Genomic DNA, 24,439 nt, shown 5'->3' with positions numbered 1-24,439 from the left:
CGTTCTCTAGGGCATGGTCATGCTCGAGCGGCAGCCGGTTGCTCGCTAAGGGGGCATGATGCCACCGGTCCTAGGGAGTACGGATCGGATCGGTTGACCTGCGGTCGGCGGACATCGTCCCTGCTCAGGACCTCAGGGCAGCGGCTGGCCGTCGTCACTCTCAACCTGGCGCGCCGGACGCGATCGCACCGCCGAACTCTGCGGCCGGCTGGTGGCTGACCCGGTCGCCGACGAGGTGATCCTGGAGCCCGAGGGCCGGCTGCTCCTCGTGTCACTGGCCGAGCAGATGGAGATCGTCCGCAGCCTCCGCTTCGTCGACGACGTCCACGCCGAGGTCGTGCCGGACAAACTCGAAGCGTGGCGCGCGGTCCGCTTCGACGTCCTCTTCAAGGGCGACGACTGGCGGGGGACCCCACGGGCCACCGGCGGGAGCGCGACCTCGCCACTGTCGGCGCGACGGTGCACTACTTCCCCTACACGATGCACACCTCGAGCACTGCCCTGCGCATGCCGCTGACGGCGCTGACGGCCGGGGAGCACCACTCCCGCATGCTCACCTCTTGACGCACGGCCGGGCAGAGGCATCCTCCGGGAGGCCCCGGCCTCGGCCCGCGAGTGGCGGCGCCTGGCGCGGGACGACGAGGGCGCCGTGCTGGTCGTCACCGCCGGCCGTACGGAGGCCGCCGACCTGCGCGAGGCTCAGTCCCTGGCGCCGCCACGGGTGCCGACCTCTTCTCGGACAGCGGCCACCGCCACGGGCGCCCGGTGGTAGCGGCCTGGAGCAACGGCGGCGGTCCCCGACGCGGTCCAGGCTTCCTGCACGCTCGGCTCAGGAGCCCGTTCGCATCCGGGACCCTGCTGCTGCTCCACCGGCGTGAACAGGAAGAGCCGGACATCCTCGTCCGGTAGATCTCGTGACCGTCCGTCAATCTTCCTCCGGTATCGAATCTCGAGGGTGTCGTGACTCTGCGTAGAGGAATGACCACCTGATCTCGGTAAACTCTGCGCTGAGCTGGAGCAACGGCGCTGAAGGGCATTGCGCTGAGTCACCCTGCTCTGGTTCCTTGAGCCGCGCTTCGGTCAGCCGCCACCCGGACTCGGTCGCTGTCCGTGCGCAGGAGGAACGGGGGAGCGGGCCGTGCCGCCCTCTGCCCGGTGAGCGGAGGGCGGTGCCCGTGCTGCAGGACCTCAGCGAGCTCGGCCGTGCCAGATCAGCCGGCGGCGGGCGCCCGTCGCCGGCAGTCCCTCACCAGGCCCGGCGTCGTCCGCATGGACAGGTCGTACTCGCCAGCGGACGACGGCCGGCGCCGACGTGGCAGCACCGGTACCGCGTCGCGACCGTCGTGTCCGACCTCGCTGCCGCAGCAGTGGCGGGGACGCTGGCCCAGGTCGTGCGTTTCGGCACGGAGGTGGTCCCCTCGACGCTGCCGGTACTGGGGCTGTTCCCGCTCATCTGGGTCGCCGTGGTCACGCTCGCCGGTGGGCACCGCAGCGCCCACCTGGGCACCGGGACCGAGGAGTACCGGGCCGTCATCCGGGCCGGCGTGGGGTGCCTGGCGCTCGTCGCACTCCTGTCGTACGCGTTGGTGCTGGAGCTGTCGCGAGGGCTGGTCCTGGTGGCTCTGCCCGGAGCCCTCCTGTTCAGCGCGGTCGGACGCCACGCCCTCCGGCGGGTCGTGCACCGGCTCCGAGCCCGCGGCCGGTGCATGCGCACCGTCCTGGCCGTCGGCCGGACGAACGCCGTCGCAGACCTCGTACGGCAGCTCGACCGCGACCGGCACTGCGGGATGGTCGTGGTCTCCGCCTGCGTCCCCGAGCCCTCGGTGGGGACGACTCTGGCCGACACCGGAGTGGAGATCGGGGGGGACCTGAGCTCGGCGGCAGGGATGGCCCGGCGGCTCGACGTCGACGTCGTCGCGGTCACCAGTTCCAGCGAGACCGCGGCGGTCTACCTCCGGCGCCTGTCGTGGGAGCTCGAGCGCAGCGGCATCGAGCTGCTCGTCGCGCCTGGGTTGATGGAGGTCGCGGGCCCGCGGATCCACGTGCGTCCCTTCATCGGCCTGCCGTTGGTGCACGTCGAGGAGCCCGTCTTCACCGGCCCGAAGCGGCTGGTCAAGGAACTCATCGACCGGGTCGGCGCGGCCCTCGCTCTCGTCCTCGTGCTGCCGGTGCTGCTGGTGGTCGCGGTGGCGGTGCGGCTGGACAGCCCGGGACCCGTGCTGTTCCGCCAGGAGCGGGTCGGCCGGCAGGGGCGCACCTTCTCCATGCTCAAGTTCCGCACGATGGGCATCGACGCCGAGAAGCGTCGCGCCGCACTGGTCGCGCGCAACCAGAACAGCGACGGTCCACTGTTCAAGGTCGCGGACGACCCTCGGGTCACGCGCGTCGGCCGGGTGCTGCGTCGCTACTCCGTCGACGAGGTGCCGCAGCTGATCAACGTCCTGCGCGGTCAGATGTCACTGGTCGGCCCCCGGCCGCCGTTGCCCGCCGAGGTCGCGGTCTACGACGACTCGGTCGCCCGGCGTCTCCTGGTGAAGCCGGGGTTGACCGGCCTCTGGCAGGTCTCGGGACGCAGCGACCTCACCTGGGACGAGGCGGTGCGGCTGGACCTCCGCTACGTCGAGAACTGGTCGCTCGCCCTGGACCTGCAGATCCTCTGGAAGACCGTCGCCGCCGTGACCCGGCCCCTGGGGGCGTACTGATGGGCACCATCCTGACGGAGACCGGGCGCGTCGCGCCCGTCCTGACGACCTCGTCCGGACCCGAGGGCACGGCAGTGCCCGCGATGCGGCTCCGGAAGCCCACGCCGCCGGTCGCCAGGCCCGGGCGCGCACCCGTCGACGACGGGGACCACCTGGACGGTCACCGTCGCCGTCCCCAGGGACGCCGCCGACGAGGCCCTGACCGGTCCGGTGAGGTGGACGACCGACGGCCGGTGGCCGGAACCGCTCCCTCGCTGGTCCGGAACCGCCGCGACGCGACGAACTCCACGGCAGGCGGATGCACACGAGACTGGCGCGGCTCGCGACCAGTCGCGGAGGACACGGGGAGAAGGCAGTGACGACACCGATCGGCATCGCCGTCATCGGCGCGGGCTACTGGGGGCCCAACCTGGTGCGCAACGCTCAGGCGACCCCCGGGCTGCGCCTCGAGTACCTGTGCGACCTGGACGTGAACCGGGCGCACGCGGTCCTCGGGGACTACAGCACCGTCCGGGTCACCGCCGACCTCGACGCCGTGCTGGCCGACCCGGCGGTCGCCGCGGTGGCGGTCGCCACCCCGGCCGCCACGCACGCCGGCATCGCCATGGCCGCGCTCGCGGCGGGCAAGCACGTGCTGGTCGAGAAGCCGCTGGCGGCGAGCCTGACCGACGGCGCCAAGCTCGTGCGGACCGCCGAGGACGCCGGGCTGGTCCTCATGCTCGACCACACCTACTGCTACACGCCGGCCGTCTCCCACCTGCGCGAGCTGGTGCGCGGCGGCGACCTCGGCGTCCTGCAGTACCTGGACTCGGTGCGGATCAACCTCGGGCTGGTGCAGGCCGACGTCGACGTCGTCTGGGACCTCGCCCCGCACGACCTGTCGATCCTCGACTCGCTGCTGCCCGACGGCGTCACGCCGGTGAGCGTCGCCGCGCACGGCGCCGATCCCCTCGGCTGCGGGCAGGTCTGCGTCGCCCACCTGGCGATCGAGCTCAACTCGGGGGTGCTCGCGCACGTACACGTCAACTGGCTGTCGCCGACGAAGGTCCGCACGACGATCGTCGGGGGCTCACGACGCACCGTCGTCTGGGACGACCTCAACCCGACCCAGCGGCTGGCGGTCTACGACCGCTCCATCGAGACCCGCGACCCCACGGAACTGGGCGTCGAGGCCCGCAACCAGACGCGGGTGTCCTACCGGATCGGGGACATGGTCGCCCCGGCCCTGCCCGAGAGAGAGGCCCTGCGCACGATGATGAGCGAGTTCGCCGCGGCGATCAGCGAGGGGCGGCCCCCGCTCACCGACGGCCGCTCGGGCCTGCGGGTGCTGGCGATGCTGGAGGCGGCCAGCGCCAGCCTGCGCAGCGGCGGGGTCGCGGTCCCCGTCGAGCAGGTCACCGCGGAGGTGGCCGCGTGAGCGCGGGGGTCGAGCTCGCCGGCAGCCGGGCGCTGGTCACCGGCGGCGCGGGCACGATCGGGTCGCACGTCGTCGACCAGCTCGTCGACGCCGGTGCCGCGGAGGTCGTCGTCCTCGACAACCTGGTCCGCGGCCGGCTGGCCAACCTCGACCGGGCCCTGGAGCGCGGCGGCGACGTCGTCCGCGTGGTCGAGGGCGACATCCGCGACGTCGCGCTGGTGCACGAGCTGACCCGCGGGAGGGACCTGGTCTTCCACCTCGCCGCGCTGCGGATCACCCAGTGCGCCGAGCAGCCGCGGCTGGCGCTGGAGTCGCTGGTCGACGGCACGTTCACGGTGCTCGAGGCGGCCGCCGAGCACGGCGTCGCCAAGGTGGTCGCCTCCTCGTCGGCGTCGGTCTACGGCCTGGCGGAGGAGTTCCCGACCACCGAGCGGCACCACCCGTACAACAACGACACGTTCTACGGGGCGGCCAAGGCCTTCAACGAGGGCATGCTGCGCAGCTTCAAGGCCATGTACGACCTGGACTCGGTCGCGCTGCGCTACTTCAACGTCTACGGCCCGCGGATGGACGTGTACGGCGTCTACACCGAGGTGCTCATCCGCTGGATGGAGCGCATCGCTGCCGGTGAGCCGCCGCTGATCCTCGGCGACGGCCTGCAGACGATGGACTTCGTGCACGTCGAGGACATCGCCCGCGCCAACCTGCTGGCCGCGCGGGCCGACGTGACCGACACCGTCTTCAACATCGCCTCGGGCGCCGAGACCAGCCTGCGCGAGCTCGCCGACCGGCTGCTGGCGGCGATGGGGTCGGACCTGACGCCGGTGCACGGGGAGGCTCGGAAGGTCAACGCCGTCACCCGGCGGCTGGCCGACGTCACCGGGGCCCGGGAGCAGCTGGGCTGGACTGCGCAGATCGGTCTCGACGAGGGCCTGCGCGGACTGGTCGGGTGGTGGCGGGGCGAGCGGGCGCCGGCGCAGGAGTCGCTGGCATGAGCGTCGTCGACACGTCCGTTCCGGCGCTGCCGACCATCCCGGTGATGAAGCCGTGGCTGGGCGAGGAGGAGGCCGCGGCCGCCGCGGAGGCGGTGGCGTCGGGCTGGGTGGCGCAGGGGCCGCGGGTCAAGGCGTTCGAGGAGGCCTTCGCCCGCCGGGTCGGGGTCCCCGAGGCGGTCGCCGTCTCCAACTGCACGACGGCGCTGCACCTGGCGCTGCACCTGCTCGGCGTCGGGCCCGGCGACGAGGTCGTCGTCCCGTCGTTCTCCTTCATCGCCACCGCCAACGCCGCCCGCTACGTGGGCGCCGAGCCGGTCTTCGCCGACGTCGACGTGGTCACCGGCAACCTGACCGCGGCCACGGTGGAGGCCGTGCTGACGCCGCGCACCCGCGCGGTCGTCGTCGTCCACCAGGCGGGGGTCCCCGCCGACGTCCCGGCGCTGGAGGCGCTGCTCGCGCCGCGCAGGATCGCGGTGGTGGAGGACGCCGCCTGCGCCATCGGCAGCACCCTGCACGGCCGGCCGGTGGGCGCCGGCGCGCACCTCGCCGCCTTCTCCTTCCACCCGCGCAAGCTGGTGACCACCGGGGAGGGCGGCATGCTGACCACCACCTCGCCCGAGGTCGCCGCCCGCGCGCGGCGGCTGCGCGAGCACGGGATGAGCGTCAGCGCCGCCGACCGGCACGCCACCGGCCGGGTCGCGCCCGAGCAGTACCTCGAGCCCGGGTTCAACTTCCGGATGACCGACGTGCAGGCCGCGATCGGGCAGGTGCAGCTGACCCGGCTGGACGCGATGGTCGCGCGGCGGCGGGAGCTGGCATCTCGGTACCGCGAGCTGCTGGTCGACGTGCCGGGCCTGCGCATGGTCGCCGACCCGCCGTGGGGGACGACGAACTTCCAGTCCTGCTGGGTGCTGCTGCCCGAGGACGCCTCCGTCGGACGGGACACCGTCCTCGAGCGGATGAGTGCGGCCGGCGTCTCCTGTCGCCGCGGCATCATGGCCGCCCACCTCGAGCCGGCCTACGCCGACCGGCCGCGGACGACTCTGCCGGTCACCGAGCGGCTCACCGCCGACAGCCTGGTCCTGCCGCTGTTCCACCAGCTGACCGAGGCCGGCCAGGACCGTGTCGTCGACGCCCTCCTCACGGCGTTGCGGTGAGCACGGCGGCGCGGCCCCTGGTCGTCCTCGGCTCGGGCGGTGCCGCCCGCGAGGCCGTCCAGCTGCTGCGCGCCTGCCCGACGGCGGCGGGGGAGCCGGTCACTGTCGCCGGGTTCCTCGACGACGACCCGGCACGGGAGGGCACCGCGGTCGACGGCGTCCCGGTCCTCGGGCCGACCTCGGCCGCGGGCGAGCACGCCGCCCGGGGTGCGGCCCTCCTGGCCTGTGTCGGCAACCCCGGCGCCCCGGCCTCCCGGCAGCGGCTGGTCGACCGGCTGGGTCTGCCCGGCGAGGTCTGGGCCACCGTGGTGCACCCGCTGGCCAGCGTCTCGCCGGACAGCACGGTGGGCGCCGGCTCGGTGCTGCACGCCGGCGTGGTGCTGACCGCCGCGGTGACCCTCGGCCGGCACGTGTACGTCATGCCGCACGTCGTCCTCACCCACGACGACGAGGTCGGCGACGCGGCCACCTTCGGCGCCGGCGTCCGGCTCGCCGGCGGCGTCTCGGTCGGCGCCGCCGCGTACCTCGGCTCGGGCGCTCTCGTCCGCGAGAACCGCCGGGTCGGTGCCGGAGCGCTCGTCGGCATGGGCAGCGTCGTCGTCCGCGACGTCCCGCCCGGCCAGACCTGGGCCGGCAACCCGGCCCGCCCCCTGCCCATCCCCGCAGCGCTCCTGGAGGCCTCCCTGTGACGACCCTCGACGTCCCCGCGGTCACCGGGGCCGGTCCCGTGCCGCTCGTCGACCTCGGCATCCAGCGCGACCGCATCGCGGACGAGGTCGCCGAGGGCTTCGCACGCGTGCTGGCCGAGACCGCGTTCATCCAGGGCCCGGACGTGGCCGCCTTCGAGGAGGAGTTCGCCGCGTTCACCGGGCGCGCGCACTGCGTGGGCGTGGGCAACGGCACCGACGCGCTCGAGTTCGCGCTGCGCGCCTGCGGGCTCGGCGCCGGGGACGCCGTGGCGGTGCCGGCCAACACCTTCGTGGCCAGCGCGGAGGCGGTGCTGCGCGCCGGGGCGCGGCCGCTGCCGGTCGACGTGGACGAGGAGCACCTGCTGCTCGACCCGGCGGGGCTCGAGGCCGTCGCCCGCGAGGTGCGCGCGGTGCTCCCGGTGCACCTGTTCGGCCAGATGGCGCCGATGGCGGAGATCGCCGCGGTGGCCGAGCGGCACGGCCTAGTGGTGGTCGAGGACGCAGCCCAGGCGCAGGGCGCCACCCACCGCGGCGTGCCGATGGGCGGGTGGGGGAGCGCGGCGGGCACGAGTTTCTACCCGGGCAAGAACCTCGGCGCCTTCGGGGACGCCGGCGCGGTGACCACCGACGACGCCGGGATCGCCCGCGCGGTGCGGCTGCTGGCCAACCACGGCAGCGAGGTCAAGTACCAGCACCCCGTGCTGGGCTTCAATTCCCGCCTCGACACGCTGCAGGCGGTGGTCCTGCGGGCCAAGCTGCGGCGGCTGGCCGAGTGGAACGCCGAGCGCGTCGCCGCCGCGCAGCGCTACGCCGGCCTGCTCGACGGCGTCCCGGGCATCCGGCTGCCCCGCGTCGCACCCGGCAACGAGCACGTCTGGCACCTCTACGTCGTCCGGGTACCGGACCGCGACGCGGTCCTGGCGGACCTGAACGCGGACGGCATCGGCGCCGGGATCCACTACCCGGTCCCCGTGCACCTGACCGGCGCGCTCGCCCCTCACGGGTACGGGCCCGGTGACTTCCCGGTGGCCGAGCGGGCGGCCGGCGAGATCCTGTCGCTGCCGCTGTTCCCCGGCATCACCGCCGCCCAGCAGCAGCGGGTCGCCGACGCGCTCCGCCGATCGGTGGCCCTCCGTGGCTGAGCCGGCCGGGGTGCGCGTCCACCCGCTCGGGCTGTGCGAGAGCGACGACGTCGGTCCCGGCACCCGGATCTGGGCATGGGCGCACGTGCTGCCCGGCGCCCGGGTCGGCGCCGACTGCAACGTCTGCGACCACGCCTTCGTCGAGGGCGGCGCCCGGCTCGGGGACCGGGTCACCGTGAAGAACGGCGTCCTGGTCTTCGACGGCGTCGAGGTCGGCGACGACGTGTTCCTCGGCCCCGGCGTCGTCTTCACCAACGACCTGCGGCCCCGCGCGCACGTGAAGAAGGGCCCCGACGCGCTGTTGCCCACGGTGGTCGAGGACGGCGTCACCCTCGGCGCCGGCACGGTCGTCGTCTGCGGCACCCGCATCGGACGGCACGCCTTCGCCGCCGCCGGTTCGGTGGTGACCCGTGACGTCCCCGCGCACGCCTTCGTCGCCGGCAACCCCGCGCGGCAGCGCGGCTGGGTGTGCGCCTGCGGCGAGCGGCTCGACGACGACCTCACGTGCCCGGCCTGCGGGACCGCCCACGAGCGCGGCACGGACGGCGCGCTGACCACGACCGTCCCCGTGCCGGCGGAGACGGGCGCCTGACCATGGGGCTGCGCGTCAGCGAGGACGGCTCGCTCCTCTCCCGGGCGGGCCGTGCCCTCGGCTGGAGCGTGGCCAGCACGGCGATCGGCAAGCTGAGCACGCTGGCGATCGGGGTCGTCCTGGCGCGGATCCTCGGGCCGGAGGAGTTCGGCACGTTCGCGGTCGCCCTCGTGGCGCTGCTCGCTGTCCTGAGCTTCAACGAACTGGGTGTCAGCCTCGCCATCGTCCGGTGGCCCGGTGACCCCCGGGAGATCGCGCCGACCATCGCGACGCTGTCGGTGGCCTCGAGCGCGGTCGTCTACGCCGGCTGCTGGATGGCCGCGCCGGCGTTCAGCACGGTGATGGGCCAGCCCGAGGCCACGCCGGTGGTCCGGCTGCTGTGCGTCTGCGTCCTCGTCAACGGTCTGGTCGCTGTCCCCGCGGCGCTGCTGCAGCGCGGCTTCCGCCAGGACCGCAAGCTCGCCGCCGACCAGGTGACCACCTGGGGCGGCGCCCTCGTCTCGCTCGGCTGCGCCGTGGCCGGGATGGGGGCGATGAGCCTGGCCGTGGGGCAGCTGACGGGCTCGGTCGCCGGCGCCGTCCTGCTCGCGGCGTTCGCCCCGTCGGGTCTGCGGTTCGGCTTCGACCGCGCGCGGGTCCGCGCCCTGCTCGGCTTCGGACTGCCGCTCGCGGGCTCGAGCATCGTCGTCTTCGCGGTCACCAACGTCGACCGGCTGGTCGTCGGGGCCGTCCTCGGACCGGTGCCCCTGGGGTTCTACGTGCTCGCCGTGAACCTGTCGAACTGGCCCGTCAGCGTGTTCTCCCAGCCCGTCCGGGCGGTGGCGCCGGCCGCCCTGGCCCGACTGCACCACGACCCCGCGGCCATGCGGTCGGTCTTCCTCACCAGCGCGGGTCTGCTGGCCGCGGTGACGTTCCCGGTGTGCGCTCTGCTGGGCGGGGCCGCAGAGCCACTCGTGCGCCTGCTCTACGGCACGGTGTGGACGCCGGCCGCCGAGGTCCTGCCCTGGCTGGCCGCCCTGGCGGCGCTCCGCATCCTGTTCGAGCTGCACTACGACTTCCTCGTCGTGCTGGCCCGGACGCGGGTGGTCCTGGTCGCCCAGGTGCTGTGGCTGGCCATGCTGGTGCCCGCCACCATGCTCGGCGCACGCGCCGCCGGAGCGGAGGGCGCGGCCGCTGCTCAGGTCCTGGTCGCGGCCCTGATCGTGCTGCCGGCCTACCTCACCGCGGTCCGTCGCGAGGACGTGCGCCCGCGGGCCCTGCTGTCCCGGGTCGGCCCGGCCACCGGCGTCGCGGCCGTCCTCTTCGCCGCCGCCTGGCAGATCGGCCGCGTGGTCGGCGCGGAACTCCCTGCCCTCGCCGCCGCCGGCCTCCTGACGGCCGCTGTCGGTGTGCTGCTGCTGTACCGGTCCCGCGCCGGGCTGGCGATCCTGCGTACGGACCTGGGGCGGTCGCCCTCGACGCCGCCACCGGAGCGGGCCGAGCTGGCCGCCCCAGCAGCCGCCGCGACGGGGAGCCCCGTCCGATGAGGCCGCTGCGGATCGTGGTGTACCCCCACACGATGGAGGTCGGCGGCAGCCAGCTCAACGCACTGCAGATTGCGGCCGCCGTCCGCGACCTCGGGCACGACGTCCTGCTCTACGCGCCCGACGGCGACCTCCTGCCCCGGGCCCTCGCGATGGGCCTCGAGCACGTCCCCTCGACGACCGCGCCCTTCCACCCCTCACCCACGGTGACCCGGGATCTCGCCCGGCTCGTCCGCGCGCGCGGCATCGACGTCCTGCACGGCTACGAGTGGCCACCGGCGCTCGAGGCGGTCGCGGTCCGGGCGCTGCTCCCCGAGGTCGCCGCCGTCGCCACCGTCATGTCGATGGCCGTGCCGCCGTTCCTCCCGTCGTCCATGCCGCTCGTCGTGGGCACGCAGCGCTTGGCCGACCGCGCCGCGCGCACCCGCCGGGGACCGGTCCGGCTGATCGAGCCGCCCGTCGACACGCGGGCCGATCGGCCCGGCGTCGCCGCCGCGGAGTTCCGCGCCGCGTACCCGGTCCCGCCGGGCACCGCCCAGGTGGTGGTGGTCGGGCGGCTGGCCCACGAGCTCAAGCGGGAGGGCCTGCTCACCGCCGTCCGGGCCGTCGGCACGCTGGCCCGCAGCCGCGCCGTCCGCCTCGTCGTGGTCGGTGACGGGCCGGCGGCCGAGGAGGTCCGTGCCGCCGCCGAGGTGGCCAACCGGGTCGCGGGACGCGAGGCGGTCCTGCTGACCGGCCGGCTCGACGACCCCCGTGGCGCCTACGACGCCGCCGACGTCTGCCTCGGCATGGGCGGCTCGGCGCTGCGCGCCCTGGCTTTCGCCAAGCCGCTGGTCGTCCAGGGTGAGCGGGGGTTCTTCGAGCTGCTGACCCCGGACGCTGTCGGCCCGTTCCTCGAGCGCGGCTGGTACGGGGTCGGTGATCGCACGCCGGAGCAGGCCGCGGAGCACCTCGGGGCGGTGCTCGCAGCACTGCTCGACGATCCCGACCGCCGCGAGGTCCTCGGCCGGTACGGACGGGAACTGGTCGTCGGCCGGTTCGGTCTCGAGCGTGCCGCGGAGGTGCAGGTCGAGGTCTACCGGGAGGCGCTGAGGACCCCGGCCGGCCGCGGCCGCACCCTCGCCGAGGGGCTCCGGAGCACCGCCGCGGTGCTCGGGCACAAGGGGCGGCGCCGCGTGCAGCGGCTCCGCGGTGACGTCGCGCGGGACGACTTCAATGCCCAGCCGGCCTGACGGGCGGCAGGTCGACGGACCCGTCGGCTGCCGCGAACAGCACCCGGGCCCGCGCCGCCCAGCTGTTGTCCCGGGCGACGGCGAGGCTGCGGTCCAACCAGCCGGCCGGCGGTCCAGCGGTGGCCAGGTCCCGTGCGGCCGCGGCGAAGCCGGCCGGGTCGCCGGCGGTGGTCACCACACCCGCCGGGAGCAGGTCCAGCGCCGACAGCGGCGTACTCACCACCGGGACGCCGGCGGCGAGGTACTCCAGCGTCTTGAGCGGGATGCTCGCCTGGTTGAACTCGCTCAGCCGGTAGGGCGTCAGGCCGACGTCCATGAGACCGAGGTAGCCGGCGAGCTGGTCGGCCGGCCGACGTCCGACCCACTGCACGCCGTCTCGGGCCAGCAGCCGGCCCACCCGCTCCGGCTCGAAGGGGGGGTCCACCGGCCCGACCAGCAGCAGCGACAGCCCGGCATCGACCACGGCCTCCAGCAGCGCGAGGTCCAGACGGGCGGACAACTGGCCGACCACGCCGGCCACGGGACCGGTGATGTGCACCTCCGGCGGTCGAGGCGCCGCGGCCACGCGCCGGCGCAGGTCGGGGTCGCAGCCGTTGGCCAGGACCAGTCCCGCGTGCCCGGCCGCCGACCATCGTCGGGCGAGCACCGGCGAGATGGCCAGCCGCACCCGCGCGTCGGCGAGCTGGCGGCTCTCCCACCTCGTGAGCCGGGCGCGGTCGATGCCCATGAGCTCGGCTCCCGCGGCGAAGTCGTCGGTGGCGTAGTAGACCCGCGTACCGCCCAGACTGGGTCGGGGCTGCGGGGTGGCGACGACCTCCACCGCGGGGATCGTGCCGCTGCGCCGGACGGCGGCCCGCGCCGCCCGGCCGGCGCGCCAGGACGACAGGCGCCAGGTCAGACGTCGATTGGGCCACGGCGGGCCGACGGTGCGGACGGTGTGCAGGGACGGCGACCGGCGGGTGAGCTGGACCGGGCGGAGCAGGCCGCGCAGGCCGTGGGCCCGCAGCCATTGCTGCAGCGGCACGGGCGGGTCGATCCACAGCACCGGACGGCACCGTGCGAGCTCCCCGGCCAACTGTCGGTCGGTGCCGGCGACCTCGTCCCAGCCGACGCCCGGGAAGTAGACGACGGCCCTCTCGGCGGGCGGCGTCACGGTCCTCCGGGGGACGGGTTCACGGCGGCCATGGCGCAGGACAGTAACGGCGCACACCAGGGGGAGGGGACGTGAGCGCACCACGGACCGGACCAACAGGGACCGACACCGCGGAGCCGACGCCGGCCCGCGACCTCCGGCCATCCGGAGGAAGGCGCCGCCCGCGCCGACGGACGGTGTGGGCGGGCGTGGGCGCGCTGCTGGTCGTGGTCCTGGCCTTCATGGTGGTCGTCGTGCGGGACGGGAGCGCGCCGGTCGGCACGGGCAGGGACGCGACCGACGGCGCGGACGGTGCAGCTCCTCCGGGCGGGGCCGGCGGCACCGTCCCCCCGCGTGGCGACGTCGCCCTGCTCGACCTCCCGCGGATCCCCTGGGAGGGCGGCCCCGACTACTGGTCCCGCTTCCCCGCCGCGGCCGCCGCGGGCTGGACCGATCCCGCCTTCTTCCCGGTGGTCGCCTGGTACGACGGCATCTCCTCCGACGCGGAGGTGCAGTACGACAGGGGCGTCGGGATCAACACCTACATCGGGATGGACGCCGCGACGCCCTACAGCCTGTTCGCCGACAACGGCGTCTTCTGGATGGGGTCGCGGCTCAACGAGACCTTTCCCGAGGACGGCGCCCACTGGCCCGCGGCCTTTCTCGACGACGAGGTCGACGGCCGCTTCACCGCCGAGGAGGGCCGGGCGCACCTCGCGCAGCTGCGGGAGGATCTGCCCGCCGGCCGGCCGGCCTACGCCAACTTCACCCAGAGCGTCGTCAGCACCGACATGTCCGAGGCCGACGCCGAGGCCTACGTGAACGGCTACAGCGACATCGTCTCGGTGGACATGTACTGGTACTCGATCCCGTTCTGCGACCTGCAGCCCTTCCGTGGCTCGGTCTACCTGACGCCGGTCGGGGAGGACACCTGCCGGACCGCATCCAGCTATGGCGCGGTCGTCGACTCCCTGCGTCAGCGCGACGCCGCCGACGGCCGGCTGCAGGCGATCTGGCAGTTCGTGGAGCTGCTCAACGGCGGCCCGGGCGAGGGGCCGTTCACCGCGAACATCGAGCCCGGCCAGCTGCAGGGCGCGGTGATGAGCTCGCTGATCCACGAGGCCCGGGGCATCGTCTGGTTCAACCAGTCCCTGACCGGGCCCTGTCAGGGGAGCAACGTCATCCGCCTGTCCCAGGTGCAGGACGACTTCTGCGGCGCCGAGCAGGTCGCGGCCGCCGCCGAGGTCAACAGGGTCGTCCACCAGCTCGCCCCGGTGCTCAACACCCAGTCCTACGAGTGGGACGCGGGGCCGGCGACCGACACCATGCTCAAGGTCCACGACGGGTCGGCCTACCTGATCGCGATGGTCGACGGCAGTCAGGGGCCCGGGGAGCGCACCCTGCGTCTCCCGCCCGGCGTCGACGGCCGGCAGGCCGAGGTCCTGTTCGAGGACCGGTCGCTGCCGGTGACCGACGGCGTCCTCCAGGACACCTTCGCCGAGGAGTACAGCTGGCACGTCTACCGCATCCCCCTCGACGGGGACCGGCCGTGACGCCACCCGGCACCCACGTGCTGCTGACCCGCTTCAACCTCCCCTCCGCTGGCCACGAGAGCCTCGTCCGGGCCAAGGAGAACTGGCTACGCGACCGGGTAGGGCTCTTCGAGCGGCACTGCGTGCCCTCGGTGCTCGGCCAGACCTGCCGGGACTTCTCCTGGCTGGTGTACTTCGACCCGGCCAGCCCCGAGTGGCTGCTCGACTGGGTCCGCGACCACGAGCGGCAGGGGTCGTTCACCCCGCTGTTCCGGGAAGTGGTGCCCCGCGCGGACCTGCTGGCCGACCTCCGGGCGGCGGCCGGCGACCGGCCGGGGGACCTGCTGACCACCAACCTCGACAACGACGACGGTCTGGCGCGGGACTTCGTCGCCCGGTTGCACGACGCCGAGGTGCCGGCGGGGCGGGCGGCGCTGTACGTCGGTGACGGCCTCATCGTGCGCGGGGAGCGGCTCTACCGCCGCGTCGACCGCTACAACGCCTTCTGCTCGGTGCGCGAGACCTGGGACGACCCGGTGACCTGCTGGGCGGACTGGCACACCGGGCTGGCCGACCACATGCCCGCCGTCGTCCTCCGGGGCGCCCCGGGCTGGCTGCAGGTGGTGCACGGCGGCAACGTCAGCAACCGGGTGCGGGGCCGCCGCACGCGCCCCTCGGCGCACGTCGGCGCCTTCCCAGGACTGCCCGCCGGACTGCCCGACCCCGGCTGGCGTGCGCTCGCGGCGGACACGCTGGCCGGCGGCCCCGGCCGCGCCGTCCGGGAGGCGGGCCGGTCGACCGCCAAGACGGCGGTACGCGCGGTCCTGGGCCGGGAGGCGTTGGACCGCGCCAAGTTCCTCGCGGCCTCCGCACGGAGTCGTGCTCTTCGATCGGGAGGGCCGGGGGAGAACCTGGTGACGGAGCCCGACCGGGCCCGTAACTTACGCGAGGACGGGGCCGCCGGGCTCCCGTGCGGCACCGATGCCGCGGACCCGGTGGGAAGACCACGACAGGACGGCGGGAGCGGATGAGCGTGAGCGCGCTCTCGACCGCGGCGGTGGAGGGCGGCCCCGCACCGGTCTCCCGGCTCGACTGCGTCCTGGTCGTCGTCACCTACCGCAGCGCCCGCGACCTGCCGGGACTGCTGGACTCGGTCCCGGCTGCGCTGGCCGGCCTGCGGGCCGAGGTGCTCGTCGTGGACAACGCGTCCGACGACGACGTGGCCGGCGTCCTCGAGGGCCGGCCGGCCACACGTCTGCTGCGAACGGGAGCGAACCTCGGTTACGCCGGGGCCATCAACCTGGCCTTGGACTGCATGCCTCCCGCCCGCTGGGTGGCGGTCCTCAACCCCGACCTCACGCTGGCCCCGGGCTCGCTCGCCGAGCTGGCTGCGTGCGGCGAGCGCACCGGCGCCGCAGCGGTGGTGCCTCAGTTGCTCGACGACGACGGGCAGCGGTCGCCTTCGCTGCGACGGGAACCGACGGTGCGGCGGGCCCTGGGTGAGGCGCTGCTCGGCGACCTCCTGCCCGCGCGGCCCGCCTGGTCGGCCGAGCTGGTCCGCGATCCGGCCGCCTACACGACCGAGCACCCCGTCGAGTGGGCCACCGGCGCGGTCGTCCTCCTCCGCAGCGTGGCGGTGGCCCGGGTCGGGCACTGGGACAGCCGGTTCTTCCTCTACTCCGAGGAGGTCGACTACCTGCGCCGGCTCCGGGAGGTGGGGGCCTCGGTCTGGTTCACGCCGACGGCCGTTGCCCGTCACCGTGGCGGCGGGTCGGGACAGTCACCCGACCTCGTGGCGCTCCTCGTGGTCAACCGGGTCCGCTACGCCCACAAGTGGCACGGCCGGCGGGGCGCGGCTGCGCAGTGGGCGGTGTCGTTGCTGCACTGCACCCTGCGGCTGGGCGAGCCGGGCCACCGCCGGGCACTCGCCGCTCTGCTGTCCAGGCGGGTCCGGGGCCGGCTGCCGGGCGGCGGGCGCACGCCGCCCCCAACAGCCGTCCCTCGGAGGAGCACGTGAGCCGCCCGGTGGTCGCGCGCGCGATCTCGCGGTCCGCGTCCTCCACGGCAGCACTTCCGCGGCCAGGAGTGCGCGCCGGGATGTTCCGCGGACGGCGTGCTCACGTGACCGTGACGCGGTGGTCGCCGCTCGAGGTGCGGGAGCGGCAAGCCACGCTGCTGTTGGGCGCCTACGCTGTCACACTCTTCGTCTTCCCCTCGGACCTCGTCCTGCGGATCGTGGGCGGCCAGGGCTACGTGGCCGGGCTGATCGCCCTCGCGCTCTTCCTGCTGTGGGTCGCCTCGACGTTGATGGGCGCGCACGACCCGCTCCAGGTCCGCCATCCGACGCGAGGGGCGATTGCGTACTTCACCCTCACCGGTCTGGTGTGCTGGTCCCTGACGCCCTTCCGCGGCCTGGACGGCACGCAGCAGTTGGCCGCCGACCGTTGGATCATGATGCTCGCCGGCACCGCGGGTGTCGTCCTCGTGGCCGCCGAGGGGCTCGGACGCCTGGCCGACCTGCTGACCGTCCTCCGGATGACTGTCTACGGTGCCGCCTTCTGCGGCTTCGTCGCGCTACTGCAGTGGATACTGACCATCGACCTCAGTGGTCTGATCCGCAGCTCCCTGCCGGGTTTTACCGTCGACGGCTCGCTGAGCGTCTGGCAGGCCCGCGGAGCCCTCCAGAGGGTCTTCGGCACCGCGATGCACCCCATCGAGCTCGGCGTGGTCGCCGGCATGATGCTGCCCCTGGCCATCGTGCTCGCCGTCCACGACCGGCCGCGCAGCGGCCTAGCGCGCTGGCTCCCCGTCCTGCTGATCGGCCTGGCCATCCCCGCTTCGGTGTCACGGTCCGCGGTGCTGGCGGCACTCGTGTCGTCGGTGGTGCTGGTGCTCGGCCTACCGGCTCGGGCGCGGGTCACCGCGCTGGTGCTGCTGCCGGCGAGCGCCTTCGCGATCGGGATCGCCCGGCCGGGCTACCTGCGGACGCTCGCGGAGTTCATCGGCGCCGGCAGCGCCGACACGTCGGTCTCCAGCCGTCTCGATGACTACCCCAGGGTCGCGCGCCTGGTCGCCGAGCATCCCTGGTTCGGGTCCGGTGGTGGCACGTACCTGCCGGCCGACCTCCTGGCGGTCCTGGACAACCAGTTCCTGAAGAGCGCGATCGAGTTGGGTCTCATCGGGATCACCGGGCTGCTCGTCTACCTTGTCGTCCCGGTGCTGACGGCGCTCGGCGCGCGGCTGCGCTCGGAGGATCCCGTGCTGCGCGCCCTCGCCGGCGCGCTGGCTGGCGCCGCGCTGGCCGGCGCGGTCTGCGCAGCGACCTTCGACGCCTTCTCGTTCAACATGTTCGTCGGTCTGCAGGCGCTGGTCACCGGGTGCGCGGGTGCGTGCTGGGTGCTGTCCCGCCGAGAGCCGCACGGACACTCGCCCGCCGTCCACGAAGCGATCGGAGACTGACCGTGGACCTCTTCGCCATCCTGCGCTCCATCCGGAGGCACTGGCTCGTCACCGCCCTGGTGGTGACGCTCACCAGTGCCGCCGGCGCGTGGTTGCTGCTGGTCATGCCGCGCGACTACGAGGCGCACGCCTCCTACGTGCTGGTCAACCCGGCGCCCCCGCCGACGGACGCGCAGATCGAGCGCGACCCGTCCCTCGCCGCGGTCAACCGCAACAACCCCTACCTGCGGTTCGCCAACGAGGGCACCGTCGGACAGGTCCTGTCGGCCCGGATGAGCGGCGGTACCGTCCGTGATGCGCTGGTAGCCCAGGGGGCGGACGCGGACTACACGATCGGCCCGTCGCCGACCTCGGCGCAGATCGTCGACATCGTGGGAACCGGCACGAGCTCCGCCGAGGCGGAGCAGACGCTGGCCCTGGTGAGCGAGCGCATGGAGGCCGAACTCGTCGCGCTGCAGCGGGTCTACGGCGCCGACGACAGCGCCCTCATCACCCCACTGGCGGTGGCCGACCCAACTCCGGGGAGCGTCGTCCTCTCGGGGACCATCCGTTCGCTGGTCGGAGTCGTGGGCGCCGGCGTGATCCTGCTCTTCGCCGCTATCTCGATCGCGGAGGGCCGCGCCGCCCTGCGGCCCGACGAGGGCCGCGGCGGAGGTCGGGGCAGGGGCCGTCGGCAGGGCCGGCACCAGGCCGTCGGGGAAGGCGAGACCGTCCCGGTCGACGAGACGGCGGGACACACCACGGTCGAGGGCGTGGAACCGGCGTCTGCGCAGGTGGACGGGGCCCGGGCACCGGAGGGCGCCGGACCGGTGGGGCCGGGGGCTGTGCGCGACGGCGACCTGCCCATCCGGGCGGCCGGGCGCCTGCCCGAGCCGGCGGGGGCCCACCCCCGCCACTGAGCGGCCGGTCGTCCCGACGCCCGGCCGCCGGGACGACCGGGCGGTACGGGGGTCAGGCGGAGCTGGTGGCCTCGGCGCGGGCCACTAGCTCCGCGGCCCGCGCGTCCCACGAGTCGTCCAACACCGATTCGCGCAGCCGGTCCGGGGTCGCGGGACCGCGGTGGGCGAGGGTCTGCCGGACGGCGTCGACGAAGCCCTCCGCCGACGCGATCCGGACCCGGTCGCGGTAGTCGGCCAGCTCGGCGAAGTCGGTGCTCACCACCGGAAGCCCCAGGGCGAGGTACTCCTTGAGCTTCACCGGGTTCGCCGAGTGGATCCACCCGTTGTCCTGCCACGGCATGATCGCGACGTCGAACGCCGAGCCGTAGGCGGGGATCGACTCGTACGGCCGGCGGCCCAGCCAGTGGACGTTCGGGTACCGGTCGAAGCGGCCCATGGGGTGGTTGGCGTCCCCGATCAGCACGAGGGAGACGTCGGGCAGCTCGGCGGCCAACCGCTCGATCAGGTCGAAGTCGACGACGAAGTCGTCGAGCGCGCCGTAGAAGCCGACCCGCGGGCCCGGGATGTCCCGGATGTCGGCGGGCCACTCCGCGGACGGGCGCCGGCGGAAGTGGCCGACGTCGACCCCGTGGTCGAGGAAGAGCCCGCGCGCACCGGTGCGGACCGACTCCTCCTGCATGAGGGCGCGGCTGACGTACAGGACGTGGTCGGCCTCGTCGAGGAGATCGGTCTCCATCGCCTGGATCACCGCGGTGTCGGCCTCGGGGAAGGCGGAGTGCCGGTCTGACCGGTTGAAGACCAGGGACCGGCGGCGCATCGGCCGGACGACGTCCCACGCGGTCGGCACCGTCACCACCACCACCGGCTCGCGGATCCCCAGCCACCACATCGTCGCGCGCACCTGGGCCCGGACCACCCGGGCGCCCAGCCGCCGAGCCCATGGCGAGCCGTAGAACGGCAGCGGCAGCGGGGAGACCACGTGGAAGCCGGGCAGGTCGGGCAGCGGGCGGCGGACCAGCCGGGCCACGCTGCGCAGCTTGCGGACCAGTCGCCGGGTGACGTGGGTGCTCGCCCCGGGCCGCGGCATGCGCATGCCGATGCTGTTCACCACGAGCACCCGACGGTCCTGGGCCACCGAGCGCATGAGCTGGAAGTCCGAGTGGGCCTGGTTGTGGTACCACCAGTCCTGCGCTGCGAAGCATACGTAGTCGGCGCCACCGCCGGTGGCAGGTGCCGGCCGGCGCCTCACGTCCAGGCCATCCGCTTCTCCGCGACCGTCGCGACCGTCTGCACCGGGCGGGTGGCGAACCGGAACGCGACCGCGCGGCTGAGCAGGTCCAGGGCGAACGGCAGGTCGTCGACCAGGTATCTGCGGGCCAGCCTCCGGGGCTCCAAGACGAGGCGGTGCACCCATTCCCCGCCCATCCGCTGCACCGCGTCGGGCGCACGGCGGAACTGGCCGGCGGCAAAGGGGATGCCCGCCCCGCAGCCGAGCAGCCAGGCCTCAGGCAGCAGCGGCCGGAGCCGGTCGATGATCCGCTCCTGCTTGGGGAAGCCCAACCCCACCAGAACCAGGTCCGGGCGCGCCGCCGCGATCCGCTCGACGAGCCCGAGGACCTGGTGCTCGTCCCGGTCGAAGCCGTAGGGCGGGGAGGCGGTGCCCGCCACGACCAGTGCGGGGAACTGCTCGACGAGCGCGGCCGCGGCGGCCTCGGGCACTCCCGGATCGCCGCCGACCAGGAAGACCGAGCGCCCCGTCAGGGCGGCCGCCTCGGCCAGCGTCTCGACCAGCGACGCCCCGGTGACCCGCTCCGGCAGGGGGGCACCCGCGAGTCGTGAGGCCCACACCAGCGGCATGCCGTCGGCCACGGCGAGGTCGGCAGCCGCCACCAGCCGGCCCAGATCGGGGTCTCGGGCCGCCACGCGCAGGATGTCCACGTTGACGGTCACGATCCACCCGCCGTGTCCGTGGTCCCACGAGGCCACGACGTGCTCGGCCACGGCGGACTCGGTGAGGGCGGCGATCCTCGTGCCGAACACCGTGCAGCAGCGCACGGCCAGGCGGGTGGTCTCGGGGAGGACTTCCGGGGGGACGTCCAGGTCGTGCCGGGGTGGTGGGACGGACACGCTCGTCATGGCGCCGAAGACTGTCGCCCGGTCCACGGGTGGTGTCGTTCCACCTACACGGGCAGGACTCGCAATCGCGTGTCATTACATGGAGTGACGATCTGGGTCGGCGGTTGCGTCTCTGTGCCCCTGGCCAGGATCAATGGTCCTGCCCAATGTCACTGTGCGTGAACGAGTGCCGCGAGTTCCGTGTCACCGACGAGCCGTCTCCGCGAGGGCTAGCCTGGACGAGGCCTGCGCCGCATTCGGCGGCATCGCTGCGGGCCGACCGATCCCGGAGGAAGACCCACGTGAGTCTGCGCGGCGTGCTCGACGTCGTCCTCACCGATCCCGGCGTCGCGCGCGTGGTGGCCGCGGCCGGGTCCGCCGAGCTCGCCGTGACCGCGCCGCCGCCGGTGCAGCCGCTCGTCGCCGCCGCCCTGGCCGCGCGCGAGCCGGGCGCCGGCGTCCCGGTGCTGCTGGTCACCGCCGGCGAGCGGGACGCCGACGCCGCCGCGGACCTGCTGCGCTGTTTCCTGCCCGACCGCCGCGTCGAGACCTTCCCCTCCTGGGAGACGCTGCCGCACGAGCGGCTGTCCCCGCGGGCGGACACCGTCGGCCGCCGCCTCGCCGTGCTGCGCGAGCTGACCCACCCCGGCGAGACCGGCATCGACGTGCTGGTCGCCCCGGTGCGCAGCGTGCTGCAGCCGCTGGCCCCCGGCCTCGGCGACCTCGTGCCCGTGGAGCTGAAGGCGGGGGACACCGCCGAGCTCGACGACGTCGCCCGCGCGCTGGCCGACGCCGCCTACACCCGCGTGGAGCTGGTCGAGAAGCGCGGCGAGTTCGCCGTCCGCGGCGGCCTGCTCGACGTCTTCCCGCCCACCGAGCCGCACCCCGTCCGCGTGGAGTTCTGGGGCGACGAGGTCGACGAGCTGCGCTACTTCTCCGCCGCCGACCAGCGCTCTCTCGACGAGCGACCCGAGCGGCTGTGGGCCCCGCCGTGCCGCGAGCTGCTGCTCACCGACGCCGTCCGCGCCCGCGCCGCCGAGCTCGCCGCGGAGCACCCGGGCCTGGCCGAGCTGCTCGGCAAGCTCGCCGAGGGCATCGCCGTCGAGGGCATGGAGTCGCTGACCCCCGCGCTGGTCGAGGGCCGGCTGCAGCTGCTCACCGACCTGCTGCCCGCCGGCACGCACGTGCTCGTCGCCGACCCCGAGCGGGTCCGCAGCCGGGCCGCCGACCTGGTGCGCACCGCCGAGGAGTTCCTCGCCGCGTCCTGGGCCACCGCCGCGGAGGCCGGCGAGGCGCCGCTGGACCTGGGCGCGTCGTCGTTCCGCGAGCTGGCCGACGTCGAGGCCGCCGCCCGCGGCCGCGGCCTGCCGTGGTGGACCACCGGCGCGTTCACCCTCGACGTCGAGGACGAGTCGTCGGTGACCCTGCAGGCGGGCACCGTCGAGCGCTTCTCCGGCGACCTGGACCGCGCCGTCGAGACGCTGCGCGGCTGGAACCGCGACGGCTGGCGGGTCGTCGTCACCTTCGCCGGCCCCGGCCCGGCCCAGCGTGCGGCCGAGCAGCTGGGGGCCGCCGACCTCGGCGTGCGGCTGGTGCCCGGCATCGAGTCCGCGCCCGAGGAGAGCCTGACCTCGATCACCCAGGGCAACCTGGAGTCCGGCTTCGCGCTGCCCGGCGTGGGGCTGGCGCTGGTCACCGAGCACGACCTCACCGGTCAGCGCGGCACCACCATGCGCGACGCGGTGAAGATGCCCGCGCGCCGCCGCAACGCCGTCGACCTGGTGCAGCTGCAGCCCGGCGACCTCGTCGTCCACGAGCAGCACGGCATCGGCCGCTACGTCGAGATGGTCAGCCGCACCGTGCACGGCGGCCAGCGCGACTACCTGATCGTCGAGTACGCGCCGAGCAAGCGGAACCAGCCGCCGGACCGGCTGTTCGTGCCCACCGACTCCCTGGACCAGCTCACCCGCTACGTCGGTGGCGAGCAGCCGGCGCTGTCCAAGCTCGGCGGCGCCGACTGGCAGAAGACCAAGGGCCAGGCGCGCCGGGCGGTCAAGCAGATCGCCGCGGAGCTCATCCGGCTGTACTCGGCGCGCATGGCGACCTCGGGGCACGCCTTCGGCCCCGACACCGTCTGGCAGCGCGAGCTCGAGGACGCCTTCCCGTTCCAGGAGACCCCCGACCAGCTCGCCGCGATCGACGAGGTCAAGGCGGACATGCAGCACCCGGTCCCGATGGACCGGATCATCTGCGGCGACGTCGGCTACGGGAAGACCGAGATCGCCGTCCGCGCCGCGTTCAAGGCCGTGCAGGACGGCAAGCAGGTCGCCGTCCTGGTGCCGACGACGCTGCTGGCCAACCAGCACTTCAAGACCTTCTCCGAGCGGATGGCCCAGTTCCCGGTGACGGTGAAGGTGCTGTCCCGCTTCCAGTCCGACGCCGAGAGCGCGCAGACGCTGCGCCAGCTCGCGGCCGGCGAGGTCGACGTGCTGGTCGGCACCCACCGGCTGCTGCAGCCGACCACCCGGTTCAAGGACCTCGGGCTGGTCGTCGTCGACGAGGAGCAGCGCTTCGGCGTCGAGCACAAGGAGTACCTGAAGACGATGCGGACGGCGGTCGACGTCCTGTCGATGTCGGCCACCCCGATCCCGCGCACGCTGGAGATGAGCCTGACCGGCATCCGCGAGATGTCGACGATCCTCACGCCCCCGGAGGAGCGCCACCCGGTGCTCACCTACGTGGGCGCGTGGGACGACAAGCAGATGGCCGCCGCGATCCGCCGGGAGCTGCTGCGCGACGGCCAGGTCTTCGTCATCCACAACCGGGTGCAGTCGATCGACAAGGCCGCGGCGAAGATCCGCCGGCTGGTGCCCGAGGCCCGCGTGGCAGTCGGCCACGGCCAGATGAAGGAGCACGAGCTCGAGCGGATCATGGTCGGCTTCTGGGAGAAGGAGTACGACGTCCTGATCGCGACGACGATCGTCGAGTCGGGCCTGGACATCCCCAACGCCAACACCCTGATCGTCGACCGCGCCGACACCTTCGGCCTGTCCCAGCTGCACCAGATCCGCGGCCGCGTGGGCCGTGGCCGTGAGCGCGCCTACGCCTACTTCACCTACGACCCCTCGCGGCCGCTGACCGAGACCTCGGTCGACCGGCTGACGACGATCGCGCACAACACCGACCTCGGCGCCGGCATGGCCGTGGCGATGAAGGACCTGGAGATCCGCGGCGCGGGCAACCTGCTCGGCGGCGAGCAGTCCGGGCACATCGCCGGGGTCGGCTTCGACCTCTACGTGCGGCTGGTCGGCGAGGCGGTGGCCGACTACAAGGCGCAGGTCGGCGGCGAGGAGGCGCCGGCCGAGCCGCTCGAGGTGCGGGTGGACCTGCCGGTCGACGCGCACCTGCCGCACGACTACGTGCCCGGCGAGCGGCTGCGCATGGAGGCCTACCGCAAGGTCGCCTCGGTGCAGGACGACGACCAGGCGCAGGCGGTGCTCGACGAGCTCACCGACCGGTACGGCGCCCCGCCGGCGCCGGTGCTCAACCTGCTCGCGGTCGCCCGCTTCCGCGCCGCGATGCGGGCGCTGGGCATCACCGAGGTGTCGCTGCAGGGCCGCGCGATCCGGGTGTCGCCGGTGCCGCTGCGGGAGTCGCAGCAGATGCGGCTGGCCCGGCTGGCCGACGGCGCCACGTACAAGTCCGCCGTCCAGACGGTGTCGCTCAAGGTCCCGGTCGGCCCCGACCGGCGCACCCCCCTGCGCGACGTCGCGCTGCTCGAGCACCTGCACTCGCTGCTGAAGGCGGTCGTCGACCAGCCGGTCGCCGCCTGAGGCGCCGCCTGCGACGGGCG

19 protein-coding genes are annotated in these 24,439 nt (G+C 74.2%); 16 read left to right on the top strand and 3 right to left on the bottom strand.

What is annotated here, in order from left to right; all coding sequences use genetic code 11:
* Positions 1-211: 211 nt before the first annotated feature.
* The 10 genes from ACI8AA_RS13865 (at position 212) to ACI8AA_RS13820 (ending at position 11,449) form a co-directional block, all read left to right on the top strand.
* The gene (locus ACI8AA_RS13865) at positions 212-517 is read left to right on the top strand and encodes a hypothetical protein (protein WP_457044990.1); all 306 of its coding nucleotides are present in this window, start codon (positions 212-214) and stop codon (positions 515-517) included.
* 826 nt (positions 518-1,343) lie between these two features.
* A complete protein-coding gene (locus ACI8AA_RS13860) occupies positions 1,344-2,702 on the top strand; it encodes a sugar transferase (protein WP_457044989.1) in 1,359 nt (452 codons plus the stop codon).
* A gap of 355 nt (positions 2,703-3,057) precedes the next feature.
* Positions 3,058-4,119: a Gfo/Idh/MocA family protein gene (locus ACI8AA_RS13855; protein WP_457044988.1), complete on the top strand. Its 1,062-nt coding sequence runs from the start codon at positions 3,058-3,060 to the stop codon at positions 4,117-4,119.
* The gene (locus ACI8AA_RS13850) at positions 4,116-5,114 is read left to right on the top strand and encodes an NAD-dependent epimerase/dehydratase family protein (protein WP_457044987.1); all 999 of its coding nucleotides are present in this window, start codon (positions 4,116-4,118) and stop codon (positions 5,112-5,114) included. Before ACI8AA_RS13855 ends, ACI8AA_RS13850 begins: the two co-directional genes overlap by 4 nt.
* On the top strand, positions 5,111-6,271 hold the full coding sequence (locus ACI8AA_RS13845; RefSeq protein WP_457044986.1) for a DegT/DnrJ/EryC1/StrS family aminotransferase: 1,161 nt from the start codon (positions 5,111-5,113) through the stop codon (positions 6,269-6,271). Before ACI8AA_RS13850 ends, ACI8AA_RS13845 begins: the two co-directional genes overlap by 4 nt.
* Positions 6,268-6,960 (top strand): acetyltransferase, encoded by a 693-nt coding sequence (locus ACI8AA_RS13840; RefSeq protein ID WP_457044985.1) that lies wholly within the window; start codon positions 6,268-6,270, stop codon positions 6,958-6,960. Before ACI8AA_RS13845 ends, ACI8AA_RS13840 begins: the two co-directional genes overlap by 4 nt.
* Complete coding sequence (locus ACI8AA_RS13835; protein ID WP_457044984.1) at positions 6,957-8,102, top strand: DegT/DnrJ/EryC1/StrS family aminotransferase; 1,146 nt, start codon at positions 6,957-6,959, stop codon at positions 8,100-8,102. The genes ACI8AA_RS13840 and ACI8AA_RS13835 overlap by 4 nt, the downstream gene beginning before the upstream one ends.
* A complete protein-coding gene (locus ACI8AA_RS13830) occupies positions 8,095-8,694 on the top strand; it encodes an acyltransferase (protein WP_457044983.1) in 600 nt (199 codons plus the stop codon). Before ACI8AA_RS13835 ends, ACI8AA_RS13830 begins: the two co-directional genes overlap by 8 nt.
* A 2-nt stretch (positions 8,695-8,696) precedes the next feature.
* Complete coding sequence (locus tag ACI8AA_RS13825) at positions 8,697-10,220, top strand: lipopolysaccharide biosynthesis protein (protein ID WP_457044982.1); 1,524 nt, start codon at positions 8,697-8,699, stop codon at positions 10,218-10,220.
* Entirely contained in the window at positions 10,217-11,449 is a 1,233-nt protein-coding gene (locus ACI8AA_RS13820; RefSeq protein WP_457044981.1) for a glycosyltransferase, read from the top strand. The genes ACI8AA_RS13825 and ACI8AA_RS13820 overlap by 4 nt, the downstream gene beginning before the upstream one ends.
* Here the strand turns inward: ACI8AA_RS13820 and ACI8AA_RS13815 are convergent.
* Positions 11,430-12,602, bottom strand: a complete 1,173-nt coding sequence (locus tag ACI8AA_RS13815) for a glycosyltransferase (RefSeq protein ID WP_457044980.1) — start codon at positions 12,600-12,602, stop codon at positions 11,430-11,432. The genes ACI8AA_RS13820 and ACI8AA_RS13815 overlap by 20 nt on opposite strands.
* A gap of 188 nt (positions 12,603-12,790) precedes the next feature.
* Here ACI8AA_RS13815 and ACI8AA_RS13810 point away from each other — a divergent pair, with 188 nt between their 5' ends.
* From ACI8AA_RS13810 to ACI8AA_RS13790, 5 genes are all read left to right on the top strand, one after another.
* On the top strand, positions 12,791-14,134 hold the full coding sequence (locus ACI8AA_RS13810) for a hypothetical protein (protein ID WP_457044979.1): 1,344 nt from the start codon (positions 12,791-12,793) through the stop codon (positions 14,132-14,134).
* Complete coding sequence (locus ACI8AA_RS13805; RefSeq protein WP_457044978.1) at positions 14,131-15,144, top strand: glycosyltransferase; 1,014 nt, start codon at positions 14,131-14,133, stop codon at positions 15,142-15,144. The genes ACI8AA_RS13810 and ACI8AA_RS13805 overlap by 4 nt, the downstream gene beginning before the upstream one ends.
* Before the next feature lie 2 nt (positions 15,145-15,146).
* Positions 15,147-16,130: a glycosyltransferase family 2 protein gene (locus ACI8AA_RS13800; RefSeq protein ID WP_457044977.1), complete on the top strand. Its 984-nt coding sequence runs from the start codon at positions 15,147-15,149 to the stop codon at positions 16,128-16,130.
* A gap of 104 nt (positions 16,131-16,234) precedes the next feature.
* Positions 16,235-17,572 (top strand): O-antigen ligase family protein, encoded by a 1,338-nt coding sequence (locus ACI8AA_RS13795; protein WP_457044976.1) that lies wholly within the window; start codon positions 16,235-16,237, stop codon positions 17,570-17,572.
* A 2-nt stretch (positions 17,573-17,574) separates the two neighbouring features.
* Positions 17,575-18,471, top strand: coding sequence for a hypothetical protein (locus tag ACI8AA_RS13790; RefSeq protein ID WP_457044975.1), 897 nt, complete (start codon positions 17,575-17,577; stop codon positions 18,469-18,471).
* A gap of 52 nt (positions 18,472-18,523) precedes the next feature.
* Here the strand turns inward: ACI8AA_RS13790 and ACI8AA_RS13785 are convergent, their stop codons facing one another.
* Together ACI8AA_RS13785 and ACI8AA_RS13780 are read right to left on the bottom strand one after the other, a co-directional pair.
* The gene (locus ACI8AA_RS13785; protein WP_457044974.1) at positions 18,524-19,720 is read right to left on the bottom strand and encodes a glycosyltransferase; all 1,197 of its coding nucleotides are present in this window, start codon (positions 19,718-19,720) and stop codon (positions 18,524-18,526) included.
* Positions 19,717-20,607, bottom strand: a complete 891-nt coding sequence (locus tag ACI8AA_RS13780; RefSeq protein WP_457044973.1) for a WecB/TagA/CpsF family glycosyltransferase — start codon at positions 20,605-20,607, stop codon at positions 19,717-19,719. The genes ACI8AA_RS13785 and ACI8AA_RS13780 overlap by 4 nt, the downstream gene beginning before the upstream one ends.
* 281 nt (positions 20,608-20,888) lie before the next feature.
* Between ACI8AA_RS13780 and mfd the strand changes: the two genes are divergently transcribed.
* A complete protein-coding gene (gene mfd / locus ACI8AA_RS13775; RefSeq protein WP_457044972.1) occupies positions 20,889-24,419 on the top strand; it encodes a transcription-repair coupling factor in 3,531 nt (1,176 codons plus the stop codon).
* Positions 24,420-24,439 lie beyond the last annotated feature (20 nt).

This window comes from Geodermatophilus sp. SYSU D01180, from assembly GCF_054050415.1.
This window is presented reverse-complemented; position numbering and strand designations above follow the sequence as displayed.

Excerpts from the sequence above, each read along its gene's own strand:
- ACI8AA_RS13845 (WP_457044986.1), top strand. The coding sequence starts at position 5,111 with ATGAGCGTCGTCGACACGTCCGTTCCGGCGCTGCCGACCATCCCGGTG.
- ACI8AA_RS13825 (WP_457044982.1), top strand. The coding sequence starts at position 8,697 with ATGGGGCTGCGCGTCAGCGAGGACGGCTCGCTCCTCTCCCGGGCGGGC.
- ACI8AA_RS13820 (WP_457044981.1), top strand. The coding sequence starts at position 10,217 with ATGAGGCCGCTGCGGATCGTGGTGTACCCCCACACGATGGAGGTCGGC.
- ACI8AA_RS13780 (WP_457044973.1), bottom strand. The coding sequence starts at position 20,607 with ATGACGAGCGTGTCCGTCCCACCACCCCGGCACGACCTGGACGTCCCC.